The organism is Pigmentiphaga sp., assembly GCF_033795525.1.
Lineage (GTDB): Bacteria > Pseudomonadota > Gammaproteobacteria > Burkholderiales > Burkholderiaceae_B > Pigmentiphaga.
On the sequence record NZ_JARYGM010000001.1, the window covers coordinates 155753 to 175687 of the forward strand.

The following is a 19935-nucleotide window of genomic DNA, read 5'->3' on the forward strand; positions in this document are numbered from 1 at the left end:
GAATAACGGAAAAGCCGATGACGCCCTCCTTCCGCTTCCGCCTCCGCCTGGCTGCCATACGCGTGGCGATAGGTACGGCCGCGTTCTGCGTGGCCATCGGCGCCGACGCCACGGGTACCTTCCCCACTGGCCTCGAGCCGGCCGACCAGCGCCGATTGGAACGATACGAGTCCGCGCGTGAAGCGGCCATCGCCGAAGCGCGGCGCGGCGGCACGCGCGCCGATGTGGCGCAGCTCGAACAGGCATTGAGCGGCACTCCGGTACGCCCCCAGGGCATCGCGGGAGGCTGGAGATGCCGCACGCTCAAGCTGGGCGGCATCCGCCCCCTGACGGTATACGGGTGGTTCCGCTGCCGCATCTCGGAAGACAGCGGCGGACTGTATTTGCGCAAGCTGTCCGGCTCACAGCGCACCGCGGGAACTTTCTACGATGTGCCCGGGATGCGCCTGGGCTACGCCGGTGCCACGGCCTGGGGCGGGGAAACGCGCCGCCGGTATGGCGACGACCCCGCTCGCAACGATGTGGGCTATCTCTATCAGCTGGGGCCGGACCGGCTGAGGCTGGAGCTGCCCCTGCCAGCCCATGAGTCACGCTTCGATATCCTCGAGCTGGTTCGATAAGCGTGGCACCGGTCCGGTGCTGATCAGACGCGTTCGAGAATGACCGCGATACCCTGGCCCACGCCGATGCACATGGTGCACAGCGCATAGCGGCCGCCGATGCGATGCAGCTGGTTGATCGCCGTGGTGGCCAGGCGCGCGCCGCTGGCGCCGAGCGGATGACCCAGGGCGATGGCACCGCCGTTGGGGTTCACGCGGGCATCGTCGTCGGGCAGCCCGAGGTCGCGCAGCACCGCCAGGCCTTGCGCCGCAAACGCTTCGTTCAACTCGATGACATCCATCTGGTCCAGGGTCAGGCCGGTCAGGGCCAGCACCTTGCGGGTGGCCGGAGCGGGCCCCATGCCCATGATACGCGGCGGGACCCCCGCGGTCGCCATGCCGACCACGCGCGCACGCGGCGTCAAGCCATGGCGTGCCGCCTCGGCCTCGCTGGCGAGCAGCAGCGCGCAAGCGCCGTCGTTCACGCCCGAGGCATTGCCGGCCGTCACGGTGCCGTCCGGACGCACGACGCCTTTCAGGCGGGCCAGCGCTTCCATGCTGGTCTCGCGCGGATGCTCGTCCTTCGATACGACAATGGGATCGCCCTTCTTCTGCGGGATCGTCACCGGCGTGATCTCGGCGTCGAAGAAGCCCGACTTCTGCGCTGCGGCGGCCTTGGTCTGGCTGGCCAGCGCCATGCGGTCCTGGGCTTCACGCTCGATATTGAAATCGGTAGCGACGTTCTCGGCAGTCTCGGGCATCGAGTCGACGCCGTACTGCTGCTTCATCAGCTTGTTGACGAAACGCCAGCCGATAGTGGTGTCATAGATCTGCGCATTGCGCGAAAAGGCGGTTTCGGCCTTGCCCATGACGAAGGGGGCACGGCTCATGCTCTCGACGCCGCCGGCCAGCATCAGTCCGGCCTCGCCCGACTTGATCGCGCGGGCGGCCGTGCCGACTGCGTCCAGGCCGGAGCCGCACAGGCGGTTGATGGTCGAACCCGGCAGCTCCAACGGCAGCCCGGCCAGCAGCGAGGCCATGCGGGCAACGTTGCGGTTGTCCTCGCCGGCCTGGTTGGCGCAGCCGAAGATGATGTCGGTCACCGCGCCCCAATCCAGGCGAGGATTGCGTTCCATCAGGGCCTTGAGCGGAATCGCGGCGAGGTCGTCGGTACGCACCGATGCCAGTGAGCCGCCGTAGCGGCCGATGGGGGTGCGGATCGCGTCGCAGATGAAGGCGTGTGTAGTCATGGTCTGTCTCGGAATGGGTAGAACTGTTCTAGGGGTTGCGACTGACGTTGGTGACCGGGCGTACGCCGGCCCAGGCGTTCTGCAGCAAGGCACGGATCGCCGTGCGCTCGATGGGACGCGGGTTCCAATAGGGATTGGAGACCGCGATGTCGGCGGCCCGATCGAGATCGGCCTCCGGCATGCCGAGATCCCGCAAGGCAACGGGCGCGCCATTGTTGCGGGCAAGATCGTAGAGCCCCGCTGCCGCGTCGTCCGTACCGATGGCATGCGCGATGCGCGCCATGGCGTGGGGCACGGCCGGGGCGTTGTAGGCCATGGCATGCGGCAGCACGATGGTGTGGCATTCCGCATGAGGCAGGTTGAAGCTTCCGCCCAGGGTATGGCAGAGCTTGTGGTGCAGCGCCATTCCGACGTTGCCCAGCACGGTGCCGCACAGCCAGGCGCCATAGAGTGCTTGCGAGCGGGCTTCGATGTCGCCGGGATCGCGGACGATGCCCGGCAGGGCTCGCGCCATGGCGGCGAGCCCTTCTTCGGCCAGCAGCGACATGATGGGATTGCTGTCCTGGGCGTACAGGCCTTCGGCGGCATGCGCCATGGCGTTCATGCCGCTGGTTACCGACAGCTCCACCGGCAAGCCTGACGACAATTCCGGATCGTAGATGACGGTGCGCGGCAGCACCTTGGCATCCTTCCCGGTTTTCTTCAGGCCGCCCTCGGTGATGCCGTAGATAGGCGTCATTTCGGAACCGGCATAGGTCGTGGGAATGGCAAGAATGGAAAGGCCCGACTCCAACGCGATGGCCTTGCCCAGGCCGACGGTGGAGCCGCCCCCGATCGCCACGGCGCAGTCGGCACCGAGCCGGCGCGCTTCATCGCGCGCGGTGCGCGCCGCCTCGATCGGTACGTGCATCGCCGCGCCCGCAAAGATGCCTGCCGCCCTCGCCCCCAGGCGCTCGGCAACGCGCTCGGCCTGCCCGCGCTGCCCTGGCGTGGACAGTACCAGCGCACGGCGCGCGCCCAGCAGTTCGATTTCGCGCTCCAGGTGCTGCAAGGCACCGGCGCCGAACACCACGCGCGCCGCGTTGGCGCTGTAGACGAAGGCGTCCACGAGGCTAGCTCCGGCGCAACGCTACGCCGCAGAGACGTTGCAGCTCGTCGAACGACAAGCCGTCCACCAGGTCGGTCACGTACACGCCGTCCTTCTTGATGTCGAACACTGCCATGTCGGTATAGACCCGGCTGACGCAGCCTACGCCGGTGAGCGGATACGAGCAGGTCTCGACCAGCTTGCTCGACCCGGTCTTGGTGAGCAGGTCCATCATGACGAAGACCTGCTTGGCGCCGATCGCGAGGTCCATGGCGCCGCCAACGGCCGGAATGGCGTCAGGCGCACCGGTATGCCAGTTGGCCAGATCGCCCTTGACCGACACCTGGAAAGCGCCCAGCACGCAGATGTCGAGATGCCCCCCGCGCATCATGGCGAATGAATCGGCATGGTGGAAATAGGCCGCACCGGGCAAGGCGGTGACCGGCTGCTTGCCGGCATTGATGAGGTCCCAGTCTTCCTGGCCCTTCTCCGGCGCAGGGCCCATGCCGAGCAGGCCATTCTCGGTATGCAGCAGCACCTCGCGGTCCGCGGGAAGGTGGTTGGCCACCAGCGTGGGCAGGCCGATGCCCAGGTTCACATAGGCGCCCTCGGGGATGTCGCGCGCCACGCGCTGGGCGATTTGGTCTCGGTTCAGTTTGTTCATTGCGTCTTCCTCAGGCTGCGTGTTGGGCGTTGGAGTGGGCGCTGCCCTCAGGCCCGACGGCCACCACGCGCTTGACGAAAATACCGGGCGTCACGACCGCTTCGGGATCGAGCTCGCCCAGCTCCACGGTCTCGTGCACCTGGGCGACGGTCATCCTGGCAGCCGTCGCCATGATGGGCCCGAAGTTGCGTGCCGTCTTGCGATACACCAGGTTGCCCCAGCGGTCGCCCTTGTAGGCGGATATCAGCGCCACGTCGCCATGGATGGGATATTCCAGCACATAGTCACGGCCGTTGATATTGCGTGTTTCCTTGCCTTCCGCCAGCAGGGTGCCAAAGCCGGTTGGCGTATAGAAGGCGCCCACACCGGCTCCCGCCGCGCGGATGCGCTCGGCCAGGTTGCCCTGCGGCACCAGTTCCAGCTCGATCTTCTTGGCGCGGTACAGCTCGTCGAACACATAAGAGTCCGTCTGGCGGGGGAACGAGCAGATGACCTTGCGCACCCGGCCGGTCTGCAGCAGCGCGGCAAGCCCCGTATAGCCATTCCCGGCGTTGTTGTTCACCACGACGAGATCCTTGGCGCCCTGCTCGATGAGTCCGTCTATCAGTGCATTGGGCAGGCCGGCCGTACCGAAACCGCCTATGAGAATAGTCGAGCCGTCCTTGACGTCGGCCAGTGCCTCGGCAACCGAAGCCACGATTTTGTTGATCATGTATGTCTCCGCACGATGCCTGCGCGCCGTAGGCGCAAGCGCGTACCTAGTTGCGAAACCGAAAAATGTTCTATACGCGAACTATTGTTCGAATATTAAACATTAAACCTCCATTCGTGCCCTGGGGCAAGTCCAAGTCCATGATAAGAGTAAAACTGACAGTGGACGGGCAGGCACTAAGGAGATAAGCGCTCCGGAAGGCCGCGGACGGTAAAGCGCACGCTGTCATAGCTGCCCGCCTCGTCCATCACGGTAAGGGTATGCGGGCCGTTGTCCACCAGCGTCAACACAAGCGGCCCGGTCCCTTCGGTCTTGTGAAGCGGCCGGCCATCCAGCATCCACCACCGCCCCCCTTCGGCGCCCGGGGCGCGGACCTCGACCCCGACCCGGTCCGCGCCGGGAACCGGCCGCAGCAGGGCGCCGGTTTCCAATCCCTCCAGCCGCACGCCCGCACGATCGCGCCCGGGCTGCCGGCACGCCGGATGCCATGGCGGCCGCAGGCCTGCGGCCAAAACGCCGCTCTCGAGCCATGGCTGCAAGGCGGCCGGCCAACGTGCCGCTGGCACGGGCCGGCCGGGTATGCGGCACCCTGGTGCAGTTCGCAGGCCGGACCGCGGATCGATCCAGATCGTCTCTGCCTGCCCGCCCAGCGTCCCGCGATCGGGCAATGTGGGAGGCGCGGCGTCATCCAGCACCCACGCCCGTCGCCGCTGGAGGCACGCATCCTCCGGCGTGCTGTCTGCCCGCAATCCCAGCGGCCAGCATATCGCGAGCGGCCGCACCGATCCAGGCGGCACCCGCGGCGATGGCGCGGCGGCCGGCAGCGCGGCGACCAGATCGTGCAGCAGCGGCGCAGCCACGTTGGCACCGAAGTAGCCGGGGTTCGGCGTACCATCGGGCCGCCCTACCCATACGCCCAGCGTCCAGTCATCGGTCACGCCCACCGCCCATGCATCGCGAAAGCCGAAACTGGTGCCGGTCTTCCAGGCCAGGCCCGTGCCGCCAGCATGGAAAGGCCGGCCCGGCCGGCCCCCGCTCTCGAGGATATCGCGCACGATGAATGCCGCCCCCGCACTCATGATGCGAGATTCGATGCGGGGTTCGGCCGGGCTCAGGCGTACCCTGCCTGCCATGCCGCCACGCGCCAAGGCACGATAGGCTCCGACGAGTTCCTCGAGCGTGGTGCCGGCACCGCCAAGTATCAGGCTCAGATTGGGCGGTGCGCCTGCCGGGATGCGCAGCCGCATGCCGCCGGCGCGCAAGGCCGACGCAAAGCGCGCCGGGCCCAGGCGATCCAGCAGGTCGACGGCGGGTACATTGAGCGACCGCTGCAAGGCCTCGGACACGCTGACGGCGCCGGAGAAGGCCGCCTGGAAATTGCCGGGCCGGTAGCCGCCGAAAGTCTGTGGCGCATCGACCAGCAGGCTTTCCGAATGGATCATGCCGTCGTCCAGCGCCATCGCATACAGGAAAGGCTTGAGGGTGGAACCGGGCGACCGCACGCCTTTGACCATATCGACGTGGGCGGCGCGACGAGGATCGGAAAAGTCGGCCGAACCGGCATAGACCCGGGCCTCCAGGCTATCGTTGTCCATTACCAGGACCGCCATGGAAACACGGGGAGGGAGCGTATCGACCCGATCCAACAGCATGTTCTCGACGATGGACTGCCATTCCGCATCGATGGTCGAACGCACCAGCCGCCGGCCGGTCCCGTCGGCGGACGGCGGGCGTTGGCGCAATCGCTCGGCAGCGAGCGGGGCCAGCCACCGGCCCCGCAGCGATTGCGCCACGACCGGCTCGATGCGGGCGTCGGCAGCGGTCGCCACGCGCCATTTACCGAGTGCGACCATGCGATCCAGTACCTTGTCGCGCGCAGCCCGCGCCGCCTCGGGTGCGCGATCCGGGCGCAACCGCGAAGGGGCTTGCGGCAACGCCGTCAACAACGCGGCCTCGGCATGACTGAGCTCCCGGGCCGGCTTGCCGAGATAGGCGCGGCTCGCCATCTCGACACCTTCCACGATGCCCCCCATGGGCGCGTGGTTCAGGTACAGCGTAAGAATGTCGCGCTTGGAAAGATGCCACTCCAGTTGCAGCGCGCGCGCCATCTGGCGCAACTTGGCGGCGACCGAGCGCGGAGCCTGGCGCAAGGCCGGGTCCACCATGCGGGCGACTTGCATCGTCAGGGTCGATCCGCCGGAGACGATGCGGCCCGACACTGCCCATTGCCAGGCAGCACGCGCCAGGGCCGCCGGATTGATCCCCGGATGCCAGTAGAACCAGCGGTCCTCGTAGGTCAGCAGCGTCTCGACATAGCGCGGCGAGACCTGCTCCGGAGTGGCCGGATAGCGCCAGACGCCATCCTCGCTGGGATAGGCACGCAGCGGGCTGCCGTCGGCAGCGACCACGACCAGTCCGCCGTCGGCCTGGCCATATGCGAGCGGCGGCAACGGCCATAGGCGATCCGCCAGCCAACCAGCGGCCACGGCGCCGGCCAGCGTCGCGGCGATGAGCCAGCGCCGCCTCACGGGACGTCCCCACAGCGATCAGCCGCGCCGTGCATACGCGTCCCCTTCCCGCCTGCGCCTACTGCCCAGCGGGCCGCGGGTCAGCGATGACCAGCGTGCCGCCCGGCGCGCCGACGGCCCGGATCTCGGGCCGGTACATGTCCTCAGCCATGGGCGCAGGCACCACGAAGCGCCCTGGCGTCACGACGCGGGCACGATAGAAAATGGTCACCGGCCCTTGTAGGCCCACCGCCGCGACATAGCGATCGTCCCGATATTCCCGGTGCTTGATGCGCGGGTCGTCCAAGGCATCGGACACACGCACGTCGCCGATCCTCCAGTCCGCCATGTCGGGACCCTGGCTCAGGTTCATGTTCTCGACCTCGAGTCCGGCGGGGACCCGATCGACGACCAGCGCGTCCTCGATGCGGCGGTCGGACGCCACATCCAGCCTCACGATCAGGATTTCGCCCGTACGCAGCGGACGGCCGCTCCAGGGGCGGCCATCGGCCTCGTACCAACTGCGGGCGATGGTGATGCCGGAGGCGCGCGGCGGTTCCGGCTGGCGCGGGTAGCCTTGCACGTCCACCTCGACGAACAGGGGATCCGCCTGGGTATTGAGGATGTCGATCCCCCCAGCCAATTGGGCGGCGGTGAAGCTGCGCGACTCGGTATCGCGCGAACCGAGTGGCTGTTCCCCTTCCCCGGTACGCAGCGTCGCCGACCAGGAAGCACCCGCCACGCCGCCCGCAGCCCGTGCCGCCAGGAAAAGCGCCAGTTGCTCCTGCGTGGAAAGATAGGCGCGATTGCCCAGGCGCCCCGCCACGTCGTTGAGCAAGGCCTCGCGCCGCGGATGGTCGATCCGGTGCTGCATCATCAACGCATACGACATCGCGTAGTCGCGCAATGCCGAGCCGTAGTCGCCCAGCCATTCGCCGTAGCTGCCGTAGCGATTGGCATCGATGCCGTAGCCTCGCGTCATGGCCAGGTCGAAGGCCGCCCGGGCGCGGGTCTCGTCACCCATGAGCTTGAGGGCCGCGCCCAAATGCACCAGCGGCAGTGGCGAACGCGCGCGGTCGCTGTATTGGTCGTACAGCACGCGCAGCGTAGAGAGCGGAGCCTTCTGCTCGCGTGCCAGCACGTAGCCCGCATGGGCAAGCTCGGCAAACCGGCGATGGCTGTCCCGCAGCAGGTTGTAGTCAGCCTCGCGCAAGCGCTGCCCCGGCCCGGCCGCAAGCTGTGCCAGCAGATTCTGCGGCAGGCTGGGGAAATTGGCCGAAGACTGCTGCAACTGCGCAAGCAGCCAATCCATCGCGCGACGGGCCATCAGGTCCGGCACATCGAATCCTGCCGCCCGGGCGTCCTGAAGAAAACCCGCGACATACGCCGACAGCCAGATTTCCTGCGCGCCATCGCCCCACAGCGCAAAGCCGCCGCCGGCCTTCTGCATGCCTGCGATACGGCTTACGGCGCCTTCTACCAGGCGCTCGCGCTCGGCCCGCGGACGCGGCTCGAGGCCCCATGCCCGGGCCTCCTCTTCGCCGACGAATAGATGGGGATAGGCGGCGCTTGCCGTCTGCTCCAGGCAGCCGTAGGGATAATCGAACAGCCCCTGGACCAGCCGTTTCACGTTCAACGGGGGACGATTGGAAATTGCCACGCCTACGCTGGCCGATTCCGGGTACAGGCCGGAAAGCCAGGCGGGATCGAGCCTCAGGCTCTCACCTTGCGCCAGCCTGACTCGGCGCATCTCGCGCGCCGCGGCGACCGGAGGCTGCACTTGCAGCAGCGACTCGCGCACGATCCTGATCGGGTTTGGGCCGTCTTCGCCATGGACCATGAGGCGAAGCCGCCCCAGCCCGTAGGCGCCTGTGGCTTGCGCCGTAAAACGCAGCGTCGTGCGTTGCCGGTTCGCCAGCGTGACACGCTGCGAGCCGCCCAGTATCCGCACCGGATCCAGGCCCTCGAGAGTCACGGCCAACGTCTGCGGCGCCCCGCTCAGGTTCGTCACGTCCAGCGCGACGGCCGCATCATCGCCGGGACTGATGAAACGCGGCGTGGATAGTTCGGCTACGACCGGCGCCGCCACCACCATCTCGCCCTGCGCGCTGCCGAAGCGCTCGCCGGCAAAGGCAGTGGCCATCAGCCGCAAGGTTCCATTGAAATCGGGCAGGTCGAGCGGAATCCGCGCTTCGCCCTGGGCATCCAATCGAACCGGTCCGCTGAACAAATCGACCAGCCGCACTTTTACGGGCATGCTGCGGGTGTCGCGCATGGCAGCATCCCCGCCCCACTTCAACCGGCCGGGCGTGCCATCCATTTTCTCGATCAGCCTGCCATACAGGTCCAGCAGCTCGGGCGCGTAGCGGTGCTTGCCGAAGAAAAAATCGAAAGGATCGGGGGCAGCGTACTGGGTAATGTTCAGGATTCCGGCATCGACCGCCGACAAGGTCACGTAGGCCTGCTGCCCGGCATCGGCAGGACCGACCTTGACCGTGACCGTACTTTGTTTCTCCGGCAGCACCTTGGCGGGCGCAGAAATGGCCACATCGAGCTTGCGCTCCTCGCGCGCCAAGGGCAGGTACACCAGCCCGAGCGCGCGCGCAGGGGTCACGCGGTCGCCCTCGCTACCCGGCCGGAACACGGCCACCGACACGTACAGGTCATGCCGGCCCCAATCCTTGCCTATCGGGATCTCCACCGTCGATCCGGACGCCTTGACACTGGTGCGGTGGCTCCACAACAGCTTGCCAGCCTCTACGGCAACCAGCGCTTGGCCGTCGTGCGGAGGCGTGATGACGAGCTTGACCGTATCACCCTCGCGTACCGGCGCATGATCGAGCTTGAGCTGCACGCGGTCGGGCCGGTTGCCCATTTCCTCGGCATCCTGCGCGCCCCACCCGGCGTAGAAGCGATAGCGCAAGGTCGCGCCATGCTCGGGATCGGTCAACTCCAGCCGATAGCGCCCCCATTTGACCGGAACACCCAGCTTGACGCGCCCCGGCAGCGCCACTGTGCGCGACTCCACCAGCTCCTCGGTCTCGGTAAAGCCGTTGTTCCAGCCGCGCTGGTCGTCGAAGCGCCAGTAGTAGACGCGGTCTTCACGATAGAGCCGCAGCTGCGCGCCCTCGAGCGGCACGGTGCGGCCCTGGGCATCGACCCTGACCGCCTCGAACTCCGCCACCGCCCCCTCGCGCGCTACATCGCGGTCGAACAAGGGCCGTATGGCGATCAGCGACGGCGCAGGCCAGACGCTGCGCTCGACCGACCTCACCACCGGGCGCCCGCCCGATTCCAGCAAGCTGAAACTGGCCTGGACCGCCATGGGCGAAGCGACCCCCGTGACGTCGACAGGCACGGCAACCGCCGCCGCGCCCTGGGCATCGAGCGTCGTTTCTTCCAGGTCACGGCGCTGCGTCCGGTCGTCGTCGGCAAAGTCGCCGAACAGGAAGCCCGGCCACTGCACCGGCAAGGCATAGCGGTCGCGCTCGATGGACACCATGCCGAGCAGCCGGTTGCCGGCTGCCGGCGCCCCGTACAGATAGTCGCCCTGGACCTGGACCTTCAGCGGCCGGCCAGGTTGCAGCACGCCCTCGCTCGCGCTGAGCGCCAGCTTCACGCGCTCGGGCAGGAATTCCTCGACCTGGAATTTCCAGCTGGCATCCGCGGCCCGGGCCGCCGGATCCAGCCGCGCCTCCAGCATCCACGTCCCGGACTGTGCATCGTTCGGCAATTCGATACGCTGCCGGATATAGCCGGGGATTTGCACGTCGGGACGCCACAGCACCGTCCGCACCGCACGACCGTCGGGACGCTTCAGCGTCGCAGTGATCGGGACAGGCGCCATGGCCCGGCCATCGGCATCGCGGACCAGCACCGACACGTCGAACTGCTCGCCGGGCCGGTAGAGATCGCGGCCGGCATAGACGAACACCTTGTTGTCGCGCGAAGCGTGTCCGCCCACGTCGAACTCGGACAGGTCCAAGGCGGGCTGGGCCAGCGGCACCACGGAAAGTTCGTCCCCGCGCCGCGCCAGCAGGATCCGGGCGGCATCCAGGCTGCCCGCGAACGTGGCATGGCCTTGGCTGTCTGCCTTGGCCCGTCCCAGCGACTTTGCATTGCCATCCAGCAGCTCGAACTCGACGTCGTCGATGGCCGTGCCGTTCTTGAGCGAAGTGGCGAAGGCATCGAGCTGGCCGGCATAGCGCCGCGCGTGCAGGCCAATGTCGCTGACGTAGAAGTACGTGACCTGGTATTCGTCCCGGAAGCGGCCGGGCTGGCTCATGACCGCCACGTAGATACCGGGCTCGGCCAGTTCTTCGATGTCTTCGACCGGCAGGAAAGTGACATGCCGGCGATTCGGCTTGTCGTCAGTGACAAAACGGCCGGCGTAGACGCTCTTGGCCAGGTCCTTGAGCCGGTCCAGGTCCCAGCTGCCGACGGAGCCCTGCAGGCTGCGGTTGCTGCTGTAGCGCCAGGTATCGTCGTCGTTGTCCTGGCCGGCGCCCGCGTCCTCCTGGTCGGGACTCGACCGGCGCACGCCCAGGACCTGCTCGAAAAAACGCGGGAACTGCGCCGGGGCCAGACGCAGGAATTGCACGTCGACCTCGGGCGTATTGACCGTGACGACGGGCAGTCCCCCATTCTGCCGAGCAGGCAGCACCACGCCGCGGCTGGCGAAGTAGAACGACGGCGGCATGGCCTCGCTCGAGACCTCGCAGCGGTACCCGCTGCCAGACGCCTGCCCCGCTGGCCCTTTGATCTCCCCCTGCGCGGCAATGGCATAGCGGCGCTTGGGTTCGATGAAAGGAAAGTAGGCCACGCGCGGGTTGTCGCCTATGGTCCAGTCGCCTCGCACCACGGCGCCTTCGACCGCCCCGGCGGCCGGCCGGGGCTGCCTCGTGGCGTGGTCCTCCCCTGCCTCGCCGGGCGCAACGCCCAGGTCGACGACCCGTAGCAGCGCGCCGAGATCCTGGCGCCGATCCAGCGGCTGCGAGAACGTGATGGCGAGCGCCAGCGACTCGTCGAACACGCGTGTCTTGCAATCGATCCATGCGAAAGGATCGGCCGTGCCGACCAGCTCGGGCGCCTGGGGCGCCTCGACCCGGCCTCCGGCATGCCTGCCTGCCCACCATGCGCTGCCCGCGACTGCGGCCAGCAACACGGCCCCCGCGACCGCCCAGGCGGCCGCCCTCTTCTTGTCAGCCATGACTCCCCCCACGACACGGGCGCGTGCGCGCGTCCGCAGGCGTTATTAAAGGGGCAGAGCCGGAGCTTTGTGAAGCCTGAACTTCACAAAATTACATCTGCTCCTGCGGCCGGGATGGCGGCCGGGGCATCGCTTCCTTGTGGAAACGCAGCGCCGTAGCATGGTAGAAGGGCCGCGGGCAGAACTGCCGCGACACGAGCGAGGCGACCAGCGTTGCGATCAGCAAATGGAACATGAGGTCCTGGCTGCGCGTCATTTCCATGACGATGACGCTGGCGGTGATCGGCGCCTGGGTCGCGGCGGCAAGGAAAGCGGCCATCGACACCAGCGCAAGCGTACGCGGGTCTGCGGCGGGACCCGCCAGTTGAACGATGTGCTGGCCCATGCCGGCGCCGATGGCCAACGATGGCGTAAAGATGCCGCCGGGTATGCCGCACACGTACGAGGCCACTGTCGCCGCCCATTTGGCAATGCCGAACCATGCGCTGTCCACAGGCTGGCCGTTGAGCAACGCGGCGGTCTGCTCATAGCCGGTTCCATAGGTTGCGCCGCCGGTCAGGCAGCCCAGCGCAGCGACCACCAGGCCGCACAAGAAAGCCACTTTTACCGGGTGCGCACGCAGCCACGGGCGCCATCGCGCAGGCGCAAGGCCGTCGACGCCGCGCAGCAAGGTCGTGGCGAACACGCCGCCCAACGCGCCGTTCAGCACGGCGCTGGCCAGCGTCCAGCCCCAGGTTCCCTGGGTAAAGCCTGCCGCGGCGGCGGCATGGAAATAAGGATTGTTCCCGGCGATGGCCAGAGCGATGAAGCCTGAGGCCAGCACGCCCGACAAGGCCAGGCGATTCCAGCGCACCCCTGCGCCCCGCCCGAGCTCCTCGATCGCGAACACCACGCCCGCCAGCGGCGTATTGAACGCCGCCGCGAGCCCTCCGGCGGCCCCTGCGGCGATGAGCTCGTTGGCACGGAAGCGCAGCGCGATCCCCACCCGGTCTTGCCAAAAGCGTCCCCAGGCCAGCATGGCGGCCGCACCGACCTGCACCGACGGCCCCTCGCGTCCCACCGAGGCGCCCGCCAGCAAGGCTGCCGCCGTCAGCGGGATCTTCCATAGCGCCTGGCGCAGCGATACCAGCCCCCTCGCGGCCACCGGCACGGGTACGGAGGTCGTGGCGATCACCTGCGGAATGCCACTGCCCCGCGCCATGGGCGCCCACCGCAGCGTGAGCCAGCGCAGGGCCGCCATGGCGCAAGGAATGACGACCAGTGCCGCCCAGGGCACGGCGCCAGTCCAGTGCTTGTTCCACTCGAGCGCCCGTTCCGCCACCCACGCAAATGCAAGGGACAACAACGCCACGACCGCCGCCCCGCACAGGACGAGGGCATAGCGGAAGGTCTTGCGCGAAATGCGCGCGACTTGCCTTCCCTTGCGACGGATGGTGAAGGACGCCTGGTCGCGCCAAGGTACGGATCGTCGAGGTGTCAAAACGTGGAGCAATGAAAACGCGCGCTGTTCGCGGGAAGCCGGATCCGCGAAAGCGCGCGATGGACAGGCGGCCACGACGGGCCGCCAGAATATGCCGCCAGGCGGCGCGCCGGGAATCAGCCGAAGTTCTTGGCCACGAAATCCCAGTTGACGATGGCCCAGAAGTTCTCGAGGTACTTCACGCGGGCGTTGCGATAGTCGATGTAGTAGGCATGCTCCCACACGTCACAGGTCAGAAGCGGCGTGTCGCCGGTGGTCAGCGGGTTGCCGGCCGCGCCGGTGTTGACGATGTCGACGGAACCGTCGGCTTTCTTGACCAGCCAGGTCCAGCCCGAACCGAAGTTGGCCGCTGCCTGCTTGTTGAAGGCGTCCTTGAACGCGTCGAAGCTGCCCCACTTGGCGTTGATGGCATCGGCCAGCTTGCCGGACGGCGGCGTGCTCTTGGGCGTCAGGCAGTTCCAGTAGAAGGAGTGGTTCCAGTGCTGGGCGCCGTTGTTGTAGATGCCGCCGGAAGATTTCTTGACGATGTCCTCGAGCGAGGCGTTCTCGAACTCGGTGCCCTTGATGAGGTTGTTCAGATTGGTGACGTAGGTCTGGTGGTGCTTGCCGTGGTGGTACTCCAGCGTTTCCTTGGAGATGTACGGGGCCAGGGCGTCCTGGGGGTACGGCAGTTGGGGAAGAGTGTGTTCCATCTGAGCTCCTGCTTCTGGTTGGGAGGTTAGCGCGGGCATTTTATCGGTAAAGGATACCGCTTGACCGGGATGCCCCCGCGTGACGAAAGGTTAACCGGCGGGGAATGATCGCCTACACCAGTCCCCGGTCGGGGTCTACCGCGGTCACAGCCGCCTGGGCGGTGCCTTCGGCGAAGCTGACCTCGAGCCGCGTGCCCGCGTGCAGCCGCCGTGCCTGCCGGACGATGCGCCCCTGCTCGTCCCGTACGACGGCATAGCCCCTGGCCAGCGTCTGCTCCGGACCGAGCGCCCGCAGGTGCGCAGCATGCGAGGCCACCCGCTGCTGCAGTCGAGTAAGTTGGTAGGCTTGGCACTGGCGCAGGCGGCGAGCCAGGTCGTCGACGCGCGCGGAGAGCCGTGCCGTGTCGGGCAACCGGGCGATCAGCCGCTGGCGCAGCAGGCCGACTTCGGCGGCGCGGTCGCGCTGGGCCACCGCCCAAGCCATGCCCAGGCCGCGCGCGAGGCCGGTCAGCCGTTCCTGCTGGCGCGAGAGCCGCTCGCGCGGCGAGATCAACGCCGTAGCCGCCCGGTCCAGGCGCTGGCCGGCCTGTTCCAGGCGCCGGCGCTGCGCCCTCCGGAGCACTTGCGCCGCCTGGCGCAGCCTGGCCAGCCATTGCTCGCGCGACAGGATGGCGAGCTCAGCCGCGGCGGTCGGCGTCGGCGCCCGCAGGTCGGCGGCAAAATCCGCGATGGTGAAGTCGGTCTCGTGCCCCACGCCGCTGATGACAGGAATCGCGCTGGCGGCAATGGTCCGCGCCAGCCCTTCGTGATTGAACCCCCAGAGATCTTCGATGCTGCCTCCGCCGCGGACCAGCAGCAAGGTATCGACCTCGGCGCGGGCATTGGCCAGCGCGATGGCCTGCGCCAGCCGCATGCCGGCGTCCTCGCCCTGTACGGGGGACGGATAGATGACCACGTGGACATGCGGCGCGCGGCGCGCCAGCGCGGTCAGGACATCGCGCAACGCGGCCGCCTGCAGCGACGTCACGATGCCGACGGCACGGGGAATGGCAGGGGGCGTGCGCTTGCGCTGGGGATCGAACAATCCCTCGGCCGCGAGTTTTTCCTTCAGGCGCAGGAAGGCCTCGAACAAGTCCCCCTGCCCGGCGCGGCGCATGGACTCCACCTGCAGTTGGTAGTCGCCGCGCGGCTCGTACAGCGAGACCCGGGCCCGCACCTCGATCCGGTCGCCCTCCCGGGGAGTGAACCCGACCAGCATGGCCCGCCCGCGGAACATGATGCCGCGCGCGGCCGCCCCGCCATCCTTCAGCGTGAAGTACCAGTGCCCGGACGCCGCAGCCGTGAAATTCGACACTTCGCCGCGCACCCATACCAAGGGGATGCTGCGCTCCAACAAGCCCGCCACAGCTCGGTTTAGCTGCGAGATTGTCAGGATTCCCCGCGAAAAATCGTCATGTGCGGACGCAAAACCAGTATTCATCGGGCTTTCCAGGCAAGAACCTTTCCACAGGCCTGCAAACCTTGCTTGTCAAGTAATTTCTTTGTCACAGCTTGCATTATTTTCCGGTAACCACTTGATTTGATTGAATTTTTACTTTGACAGAAGGCTGAATCAAAAGCGGGCACCCCAGCAAGAGCCGCATATTCTGGGGCCGGGATGCGAGTTACACACATAATTATCCACAGATTCTGTGGATACCTCGCGCGGGCCGACTTGCCCTGGGCCGCCGCCCCTCGTACATTCTCGCCTTCATTGAAAAGGAGAGGTCTCTTGCTCGCCATCGTCCGGGAGGCAGGCTGGCCCATCTGGCCGCTGATCGCCACGTCGTTCATTGCGCTCACGCTCATTGTCGAGCGCCTTCTTGCCCTGCGCAGAAGCCGCATCCTACCGCCCCGCCTGCTGGAGGACGTACTGGCGCTGGTGCAGAAACGTCGCATCACCCCCGAGATCGTAGCCCGGCTGGAAGCCGATTCCCCTCTGGGACGGATACTGGCAACCGGCTTGCGCAACCACCACCGGTCGCGTGCCGCGCTCAAAGATGCGCTCGAACAATGCGGCGAGACGGTTGCGCACGGGCTGAACCGCTACGTGGGCGCCATCGGCACCATTGCCGCGGTGGCGCCGCTGATGGGACTGTTCGGCACGGTCGTCGGCATGATAGAAATTTTCAGCTCCTATACTCCCACCGGTAGCGACCCCGCGCAACTTGCCCATGGGATATCGGTCGCGCTCTACAACACGGGGCTGGGAATATTCATCGCCATTCCTGCCATGATCTTCTATCGGTACTTCCGCGCCAGCATCAACGACAGCCTGCACGATCTCGAGCGAGCCGCCACCCGGCTGGTCGACACCCTGCAGGCCGAGTGAAAGACCGCCCCTGCCGGCTCCGGCGCGCCTTGGAGAACAGGAATTGAATTTTCGCCGTCACCTCGGGACCGATGAGCCCGAGATCAATCTGATCCCGTTGATCGACGTGTTGCTGGTGGTCCTGATCTTCCTGGCCGCCAGCACCACCTTCGCGCGCGTCAACCAGCTGTCGGTCCGTCTGCCCGACGCCAGCGCGCAGTCTCCCGAAAAGGTGCCGGCACTCAGCATCACCGTCGCCGCCGATGGCCGCTACGCGCTGAACGGACGGGCCCTGCCCGCCACCGACGCGGCGCAGCTGGCAGAGGCCCTGCGCAAGGCGGCGGCTGGCCACGAGGAGCCTGCGCTGATCATCGACGCCGACGCAGCGGCTACGCACCAGGCCGTGGTGCGCGCCATGGAAGCCGCCGGCAGGGCCGGCATTTCGCGCATAGGATTCGCCACCCAGGTCTCCCCGGACGGATCCTCCCGATGAGACCGACCGGCCTGCGCGCGGCGCTGCAGCGCCAATGGCAGGAAGGCGGATGGCTATCCGGGCTGCTCTCGCCCCTATCCATGCTGGCGGGCGCCGTGGTGGCCGCCAAGCGCCGTGCTTACCGGGCCGGCTGGGTTCGCGCGGAGCGCGTCGGCGTGCCCGTGGTAGTGGTCGGCAATCTCTACGTGGGCGGCACGGGCAAGACTCCCTTCATCATCGCCGCCGCGCAAGCGCTGCGCGAACGGGGCCACCGTCCCGGCGTGGTCAGCCGCGGGTACGGCGTACAGGTCGGGATTGAACCGCGCGTAGGCTGCGGCGCGCTCGATCCGGCGCTCTTCGGCGACGAGCCGGCGCTCATTGCACGCCGGACCGATGCCCCCGTGGCGGTCCATCCCCGCCGGGTGGCCGCCGCCCGCGCGCTGCTGGCAAGGCATCCCGACGTCGATGTCATCCTGTCCGACGACGGCCTGCAGCACCTGGCACTGGCACGCGACGTGGAAATCGTCGTGCAGGATGAGCGCGGCATCGGCAATGGCAAGTTGCTGCCCGCCGGACCACTACGCGAGCCACCGTCCCGGCTGTGCAGCATCGATGCCATCGTCACCAACCGCAGCGGCGCGCCCGGAAGCCTGCCGTCCGCGCCCGCCTCGGTGCGCGCGGTAGACATGATGCTGGCGATCGACGGCGCGTGGCGCCTGCGCGATGGCGAACGGCGTCCGCTCGACGCCCTGCCCCGCGATGCACGCGTCGCCGCGGTCGCGGGCATCGGCAACCCGGGGCGCTTTTTCTCCACCTTGCGCCAGGCAGGCGTGCAGCTCGATGCCACGGTCGCCCTGCCGGACCATTACGACTATTCGGCATCCCCCTTCGCCGCGCTCGAGGCCGACCTCATACTCGTCACGGACAAGGACGCCGTAAAATGTCGCCACTTGGACGACTCGCGGGTATGGGCCGTCACCGTTTCGGCGCGTTTGTCCGACCCCACGTTCTTCGATTGGCTGGAAACCCGACTCCATGGACATACGCCTGCTTGACATCCTCGTCTGCCCCCTTTGCAAAGGGCCGCTGCGCCACGACCGCACGGCGCGCCTGCTGAGCTGCCGTGCCGATCGCCTAAGCTTCCCCATCCGCGACGGCATACCGGTCATGCTCGAGTCCGAGGCCCTGCCGTGGCGAGACGATACCGACGCCCCTGCCACCGAGGCGCCTCATGCCTGAGCCTGCCCCGTTCACGGCGATCATCCCGGCCCGCGCCGCCTCCACGCGCCTGCCGGGGAAGATGCTGGCCGACATCGCCGGCGTTCCCATGATCGCGCGCGTAGCTGCGCAAGCCCGTGCCAGCGGCGCCGCGCGGGTCGTGGTCGCCACCGACGACGCCTCCATCCAGCGCTCGGTCCAGGCCCACGGCTTCGAGAGCCTGATGACGCGTGCCGACCATCCCACCGGAACCGACCGCCTGGCCGAAGCGTGCGACGCACTCGGACTGGACGATACCGAGCTGGTCGTGAACGTCCAAGGCGACGAACCGCTGATCGATCCGGCGCTGATCGCCCACGTCGCACAAACGCTGGACCGTCATAGCGCCGCGGCCATCGCCACCGCCGCCCACCCCATCGATACGGCCGAGGAACTCTTCAATCCCAATGCCGTGAAAGTCGTGTGCGGTGCCGATGGCCATGCGCTGTACTTCTCGCGCGCACCGGTTCCCTGGGCACGCGATGCGCTGGCCGGCGGCGAGCGGGTCTTCGCACCCGGACTGCCAGCCCTGCGCCACATCGGCATCTACGCGTACCGAGTGAGTTTCCTGCGCCGCTTTCCCACGCTTCCCCAAGGACGGCTCGAACGCTGGGAATCGCTCGAGCAGCTGCGTGCGCTCGAGCACGGCTACGCCATCCAGGTGCACGTCACGCCGCATGCCCCGGCGCCGGGCGTCGACACCCCCGCCGACCTCGAACGGGTACGCAGGCTGGTGGCGGAAAAAAGCTGATTTGACCGCCGCTGCGCGCTTGAGGTAAGTTTGAAGCACTCGTGCCTGGGAACACACGCGGCCAGGGGGGTCGGCACCGCCGACATCGACCGCACGCCGCAGCGCATCGCCTTCATCATCACACCCGCAGCCTTGCAGCCGGGCCCTGATGGGGCTCGCGCCCGCGGTGTGTGCGCCGGTAGCGCCGCAGGCCAAGAACACCAACTCAATCAGGAAGCATCAATGCGTCTAATCTTGCTCGGAGCGCCCGGCGCCGGCAAAGGCACTCAGGCCGCGTTCCTCAAGGAACGCTACGGCATTCCCCAAATCTCCACCGGCGACATGCTGCGCGCCGCCGTCAAAGCGGGAACCAAGCTGGGCATCGAAGCCAAGAAAGTCATGGACGCGGGAGGACTGGTCTCCGATGACATCATCATCGGCCTCGTCAAGGACCGGCTCAACGAACCCGACTGCGCCAACGGCTATCTGTTCGACGGTTTTCCCCGCACCATTCCCCAGGCCGAAGCCCTGCGCTCGGCCGGCATCTCCATCGACTTCGTGGTCGAAGTCGACGTTCCCGAAGAAGAAATCATCGAACGCATGAGCGGGCGACGCGTGCACCTGCCCAGTGGCCGTACCTACCACCTGCGCTTCAATCCGCCCAAAAACGACGGCGTCGACGACATCAGCGGCGAGCCGCTGGTCCAGCGCGACGACGACAAGGAAGAAACGGTGCGCAAGCGCCTGGAAGTCTATCGCCAGCAAACCCGGCCGCTGGTGGACTACTACTCGCAATGGGCGTCGTCCGGAGACACGCAGGCGCCGCGCTACCGGAAGATTTCCGGCGTGGGGTCGGTGGAAGAAATCAAGACCAGGCTGTTCGACGCGCTCAAGTAGCAGCCTGATGCGGCGCTCCCCGCGCCGCA

At 67.5% G+C, this 19935-nt stretch carries 16 protein-coding genes; 7 read left to right on the forward strand and 9 right to left on the reverse strand.

What is annotated here, in order from left to right; genetic code table 11:
* The first annotated feature begins 17 nt into the window (after nucleotides 1-17).
* On the forward strand, nucleotides 18-620 hold the full coding sequence (locus tag QHC78_RS00780; RefSeq protein ID WP_319741965.1) for a DUF4893 domain-containing protein: 603 nt from the start codon (nucleotides 18-20) through the stop codon (nucleotides 618-620).
* A 23-nt stretch (nucleotides 621-643) separates the two neighbouring features.
* Here the strand turns inward: QHC78_RS00780 and pcaF are convergent, their stop codons facing one another.
* The 9 genes from pcaF to xseA form a co-directional block, all read right to left on the reverse strand.
* Nucleotides 644-1849: a 3-oxoadipyl-CoA thiolase gene (gene pcaF / locus QHC78_RS00785; protein ID WP_319741966.1), complete on the reverse strand. Its 1206-nt coding sequence runs from the start codon at nucleotides 1847-1849 to the stop codon at nucleotides 644-646.
* 28 nt (nucleotides 1850-1877) lie between these two features.
* A complete protein-coding gene (locus tag QHC78_RS00790; RefSeq protein ID WP_319741967.1) occupies nucleotides 1878-2957 on the reverse strand; it encodes a maleylacetate reductase in 1080 nt (359 codons plus the stop codon).
* Nucleotides 2958-2961: 4 nt separating this feature from the next.
* Nucleotides 2962-3600 carry a 3-oxoacid CoA-transferase subunit B gene (locus QHC78_RS00795; RefSeq protein WP_319741968.1) on the reverse strand — a complete coding sequence of 213 codons (639 nt, stop codon included), beginning with the start codon at nucleotides 3598-3600 and terminating at the stop codon, nucleotides 2962-2964.
* Nucleotides 3601-3610: 10 nt separating this feature from the next.
* Nucleotides 3611-4312 (reverse strand): 3-oxoacid CoA-transferase subunit A, encoded by a 702-nt coding sequence (locus QHC78_RS00800; protein WP_319741969.1) that lies wholly within the window; start codon nucleotides 4310-4312, stop codon nucleotides 3611-3613.
* A 176-nt stretch (nucleotides 4313-4488) separates the two neighbouring features.
* Nucleotides 4489-6840: a penicillin-binding protein 1C gene (gene pbpC, locus QHC78_RS00805; RefSeq protein WP_319741970.1), complete on the reverse strand. Its 2352-nt coding sequence runs from the start codon at nucleotides 6838-6840 to the stop codon at nucleotides 4489-4491.
* A 58-nt stretch (nucleotides 6841-6898) separates the two neighbouring features.
* A complete protein-coding gene (locus QHC78_RS00810) occupies nucleotides 6899-12028 on the reverse strand; it encodes an alpha-2-macroglobulin family protein (protein ID WP_319741971.1) in 5130 nt (1709 codons plus the stop codon).
* A gap of 91 nt (nucleotides 12029-12119) precedes the next feature.
* The gene (locus QHC78_RS00815) at nucleotides 12120-13508 is read right to left on the reverse strand and encodes a chloride channel protein (protein WP_319741972.1); all 1389 of its coding nucleotides are present in this window, start codon (nucleotides 13506-13508) and stop codon (nucleotides 12120-12122) included.
* 116 nt (nucleotides 13509-13624) lie between these two features.
* The gene (locus QHC78_RS00820; protein ID WP_319741973.1) at nucleotides 13625-14200 is read right to left on the reverse strand and encodes a superoxide dismutase; all 576 of its coding nucleotides are present in this window, start codon (nucleotides 14198-14200) and stop codon (nucleotides 13625-13627) included.
* 112 nt (nucleotides 14201-14312) lie between these two features.
* Nucleotides 14313-15680, reverse strand: coding sequence for an exodeoxyribonuclease VII large subunit (gene xseA, locus QHC78_RS00825; protein ID WP_319741974.1), 1368 nt, complete (start codon nucleotides 15678-15680; stop codon nucleotides 14313-14315).
* 291 nt (nucleotides 15681-15971) lie between these two features.
* Between xseA and QHC78_RS00830 the strand changes: the two genes are divergently transcribed.
* From QHC78_RS00830 to adk, 6 genes are all read left to right on the forward strand, one after another.
* Nucleotides 15972-16571, forward strand: coding sequence for a MotA/TolQ/ExbB proton channel family protein (locus tag QHC78_RS00830; RefSeq protein WP_319741975.1), 600 nt, complete (start codon nucleotides 15972-15974; stop codon nucleotides 16569-16571).
* A 43-nt stretch (nucleotides 16572-16614) separates the two neighbouring features.
* A complete protein-coding gene (locus QHC78_RS00835; RefSeq protein ID WP_319741976.1) occupies nucleotides 16615-17043 on the forward strand; it encodes an ExbD/TolR family protein in 429 nt (142 codons plus the stop codon).
* On the forward strand, nucleotides 17040-18077 hold the full coding sequence (gene lpxK / locus QHC78_RS00840) for a tetraacyldisaccharide 4'-kinase (protein WP_319741977.1): 1038 nt from the start codon (nucleotides 17040-17042) through the stop codon (nucleotides 18075-18077). Before QHC78_RS00835 ends, lpxK begins: the two co-directional genes overlap by 4 nt.
* Complete coding sequence (locus QHC78_RS00845; RefSeq protein ID WP_319741978.1) at nucleotides 18058-18261, forward strand: Trm112 family protein; 204 nt, start codon at nucleotides 18058-18060, stop codon at nucleotides 18259-18261. The genes lpxK and QHC78_RS00845 overlap by 20 nt, the downstream gene beginning before the upstream one ends.
* The gene (gene kdsB, locus QHC78_RS00850) at nucleotides 18254-19030 is read left to right on the forward strand and encodes a 3-deoxy-manno-octulosonate cytidylyltransferase (protein WP_319741979.1); all 777 of its coding nucleotides are present in this window, start codon (nucleotides 18254-18256) and stop codon (nucleotides 19028-19030) included. Before QHC78_RS00845 ends, kdsB begins: the two co-directional genes overlap by 8 nt.
* 222 nt (nucleotides 19031-19252) lie before the next feature.
* The gene (gene adk, locus QHC78_RS00855) at nucleotides 19253-19906 is read left to right on the forward strand and encodes an adenylate kinase (RefSeq protein WP_319741980.1); all 654 of its coding nucleotides are present in this window, start codon (nucleotides 19253-19255) and stop codon (nucleotides 19904-19906) included.
* The last annotated feature ends 29 nt before the right edge of the window (nucleotides 19907-19935 follow it).

Coding starts and splice junctions, on each gene's coding strand:
- xseA (WP_319741974.1), bottom strand. CDS start 15,680: ATGAATACTGGTTTTGCGTCCGCACATGACGATTTTTCGCGGGGAATC.
- QHC78_RS00780 (WP_319741965.1), top strand. CDS start 18: ATGACGCCCTCCTTCCGCTTCCGCCTCCGCCTGGCTGCCATACGCGTG.
- pcaF (WP_319741966.1), bottom strand. CDS start 1,849: ATGACTACACACGCCTTCATCTGCGACGCGATCCGCACCCCCATCGGC.
- kdsB (WP_319741979.1), top strand. CDS start 18,254: ATGCCTGAGCCTGCCCCGTTCACGGCGATCATCCCGGCCCGCGCCGCC.
- lpxK (WP_319741977.1), top strand. CDS start 17,040: ATGAGACCGACCGGCCTGCGCGCGGCGCTGCAGCGCCAATGGCAGGAA.
- QHC78_RS00800 (WP_319741969.1), bottom strand. CDS start 4,312: ATGATCAACAAAATCGTGGCTTCGGTTGCCGAGGCACTGGCCGACGTC.
- adk (WP_319741980.1), top strand. CDS start 19,253: ATGCGTCTAATCTTGCTCGGAGCGCCCGGCGCCGGCAAAGGCACTCAG.
- QHC78_RS00795 (WP_319741968.1), bottom strand. CDS start 3,600: ATGAACAAACTGAACCGAGACCAAATCGCCCAGCGCGTGGCGCGCGAC.
- QHC78_RS00820 (WP_319741973.1), bottom strand. CDS start 14,200: ATGGAACACACTCTTCCCCAACTGCCGTACCCCCAGGACGCCCTGGCC.
- QHC78_RS00845 (WP_319741978.1), top strand. CDS start 18,058: ATGGACATACGCCTGCTTGACATCCTCGTCTGCCCCCTTTGCAAAGGG.
- QHC78_RS00810 (WP_319741971.1), bottom strand. CDS start 12,028: ATGGCTGACAAGAAGAGGGCGGCCGCCTGGGCGGTCGCGGGGGCCGTG.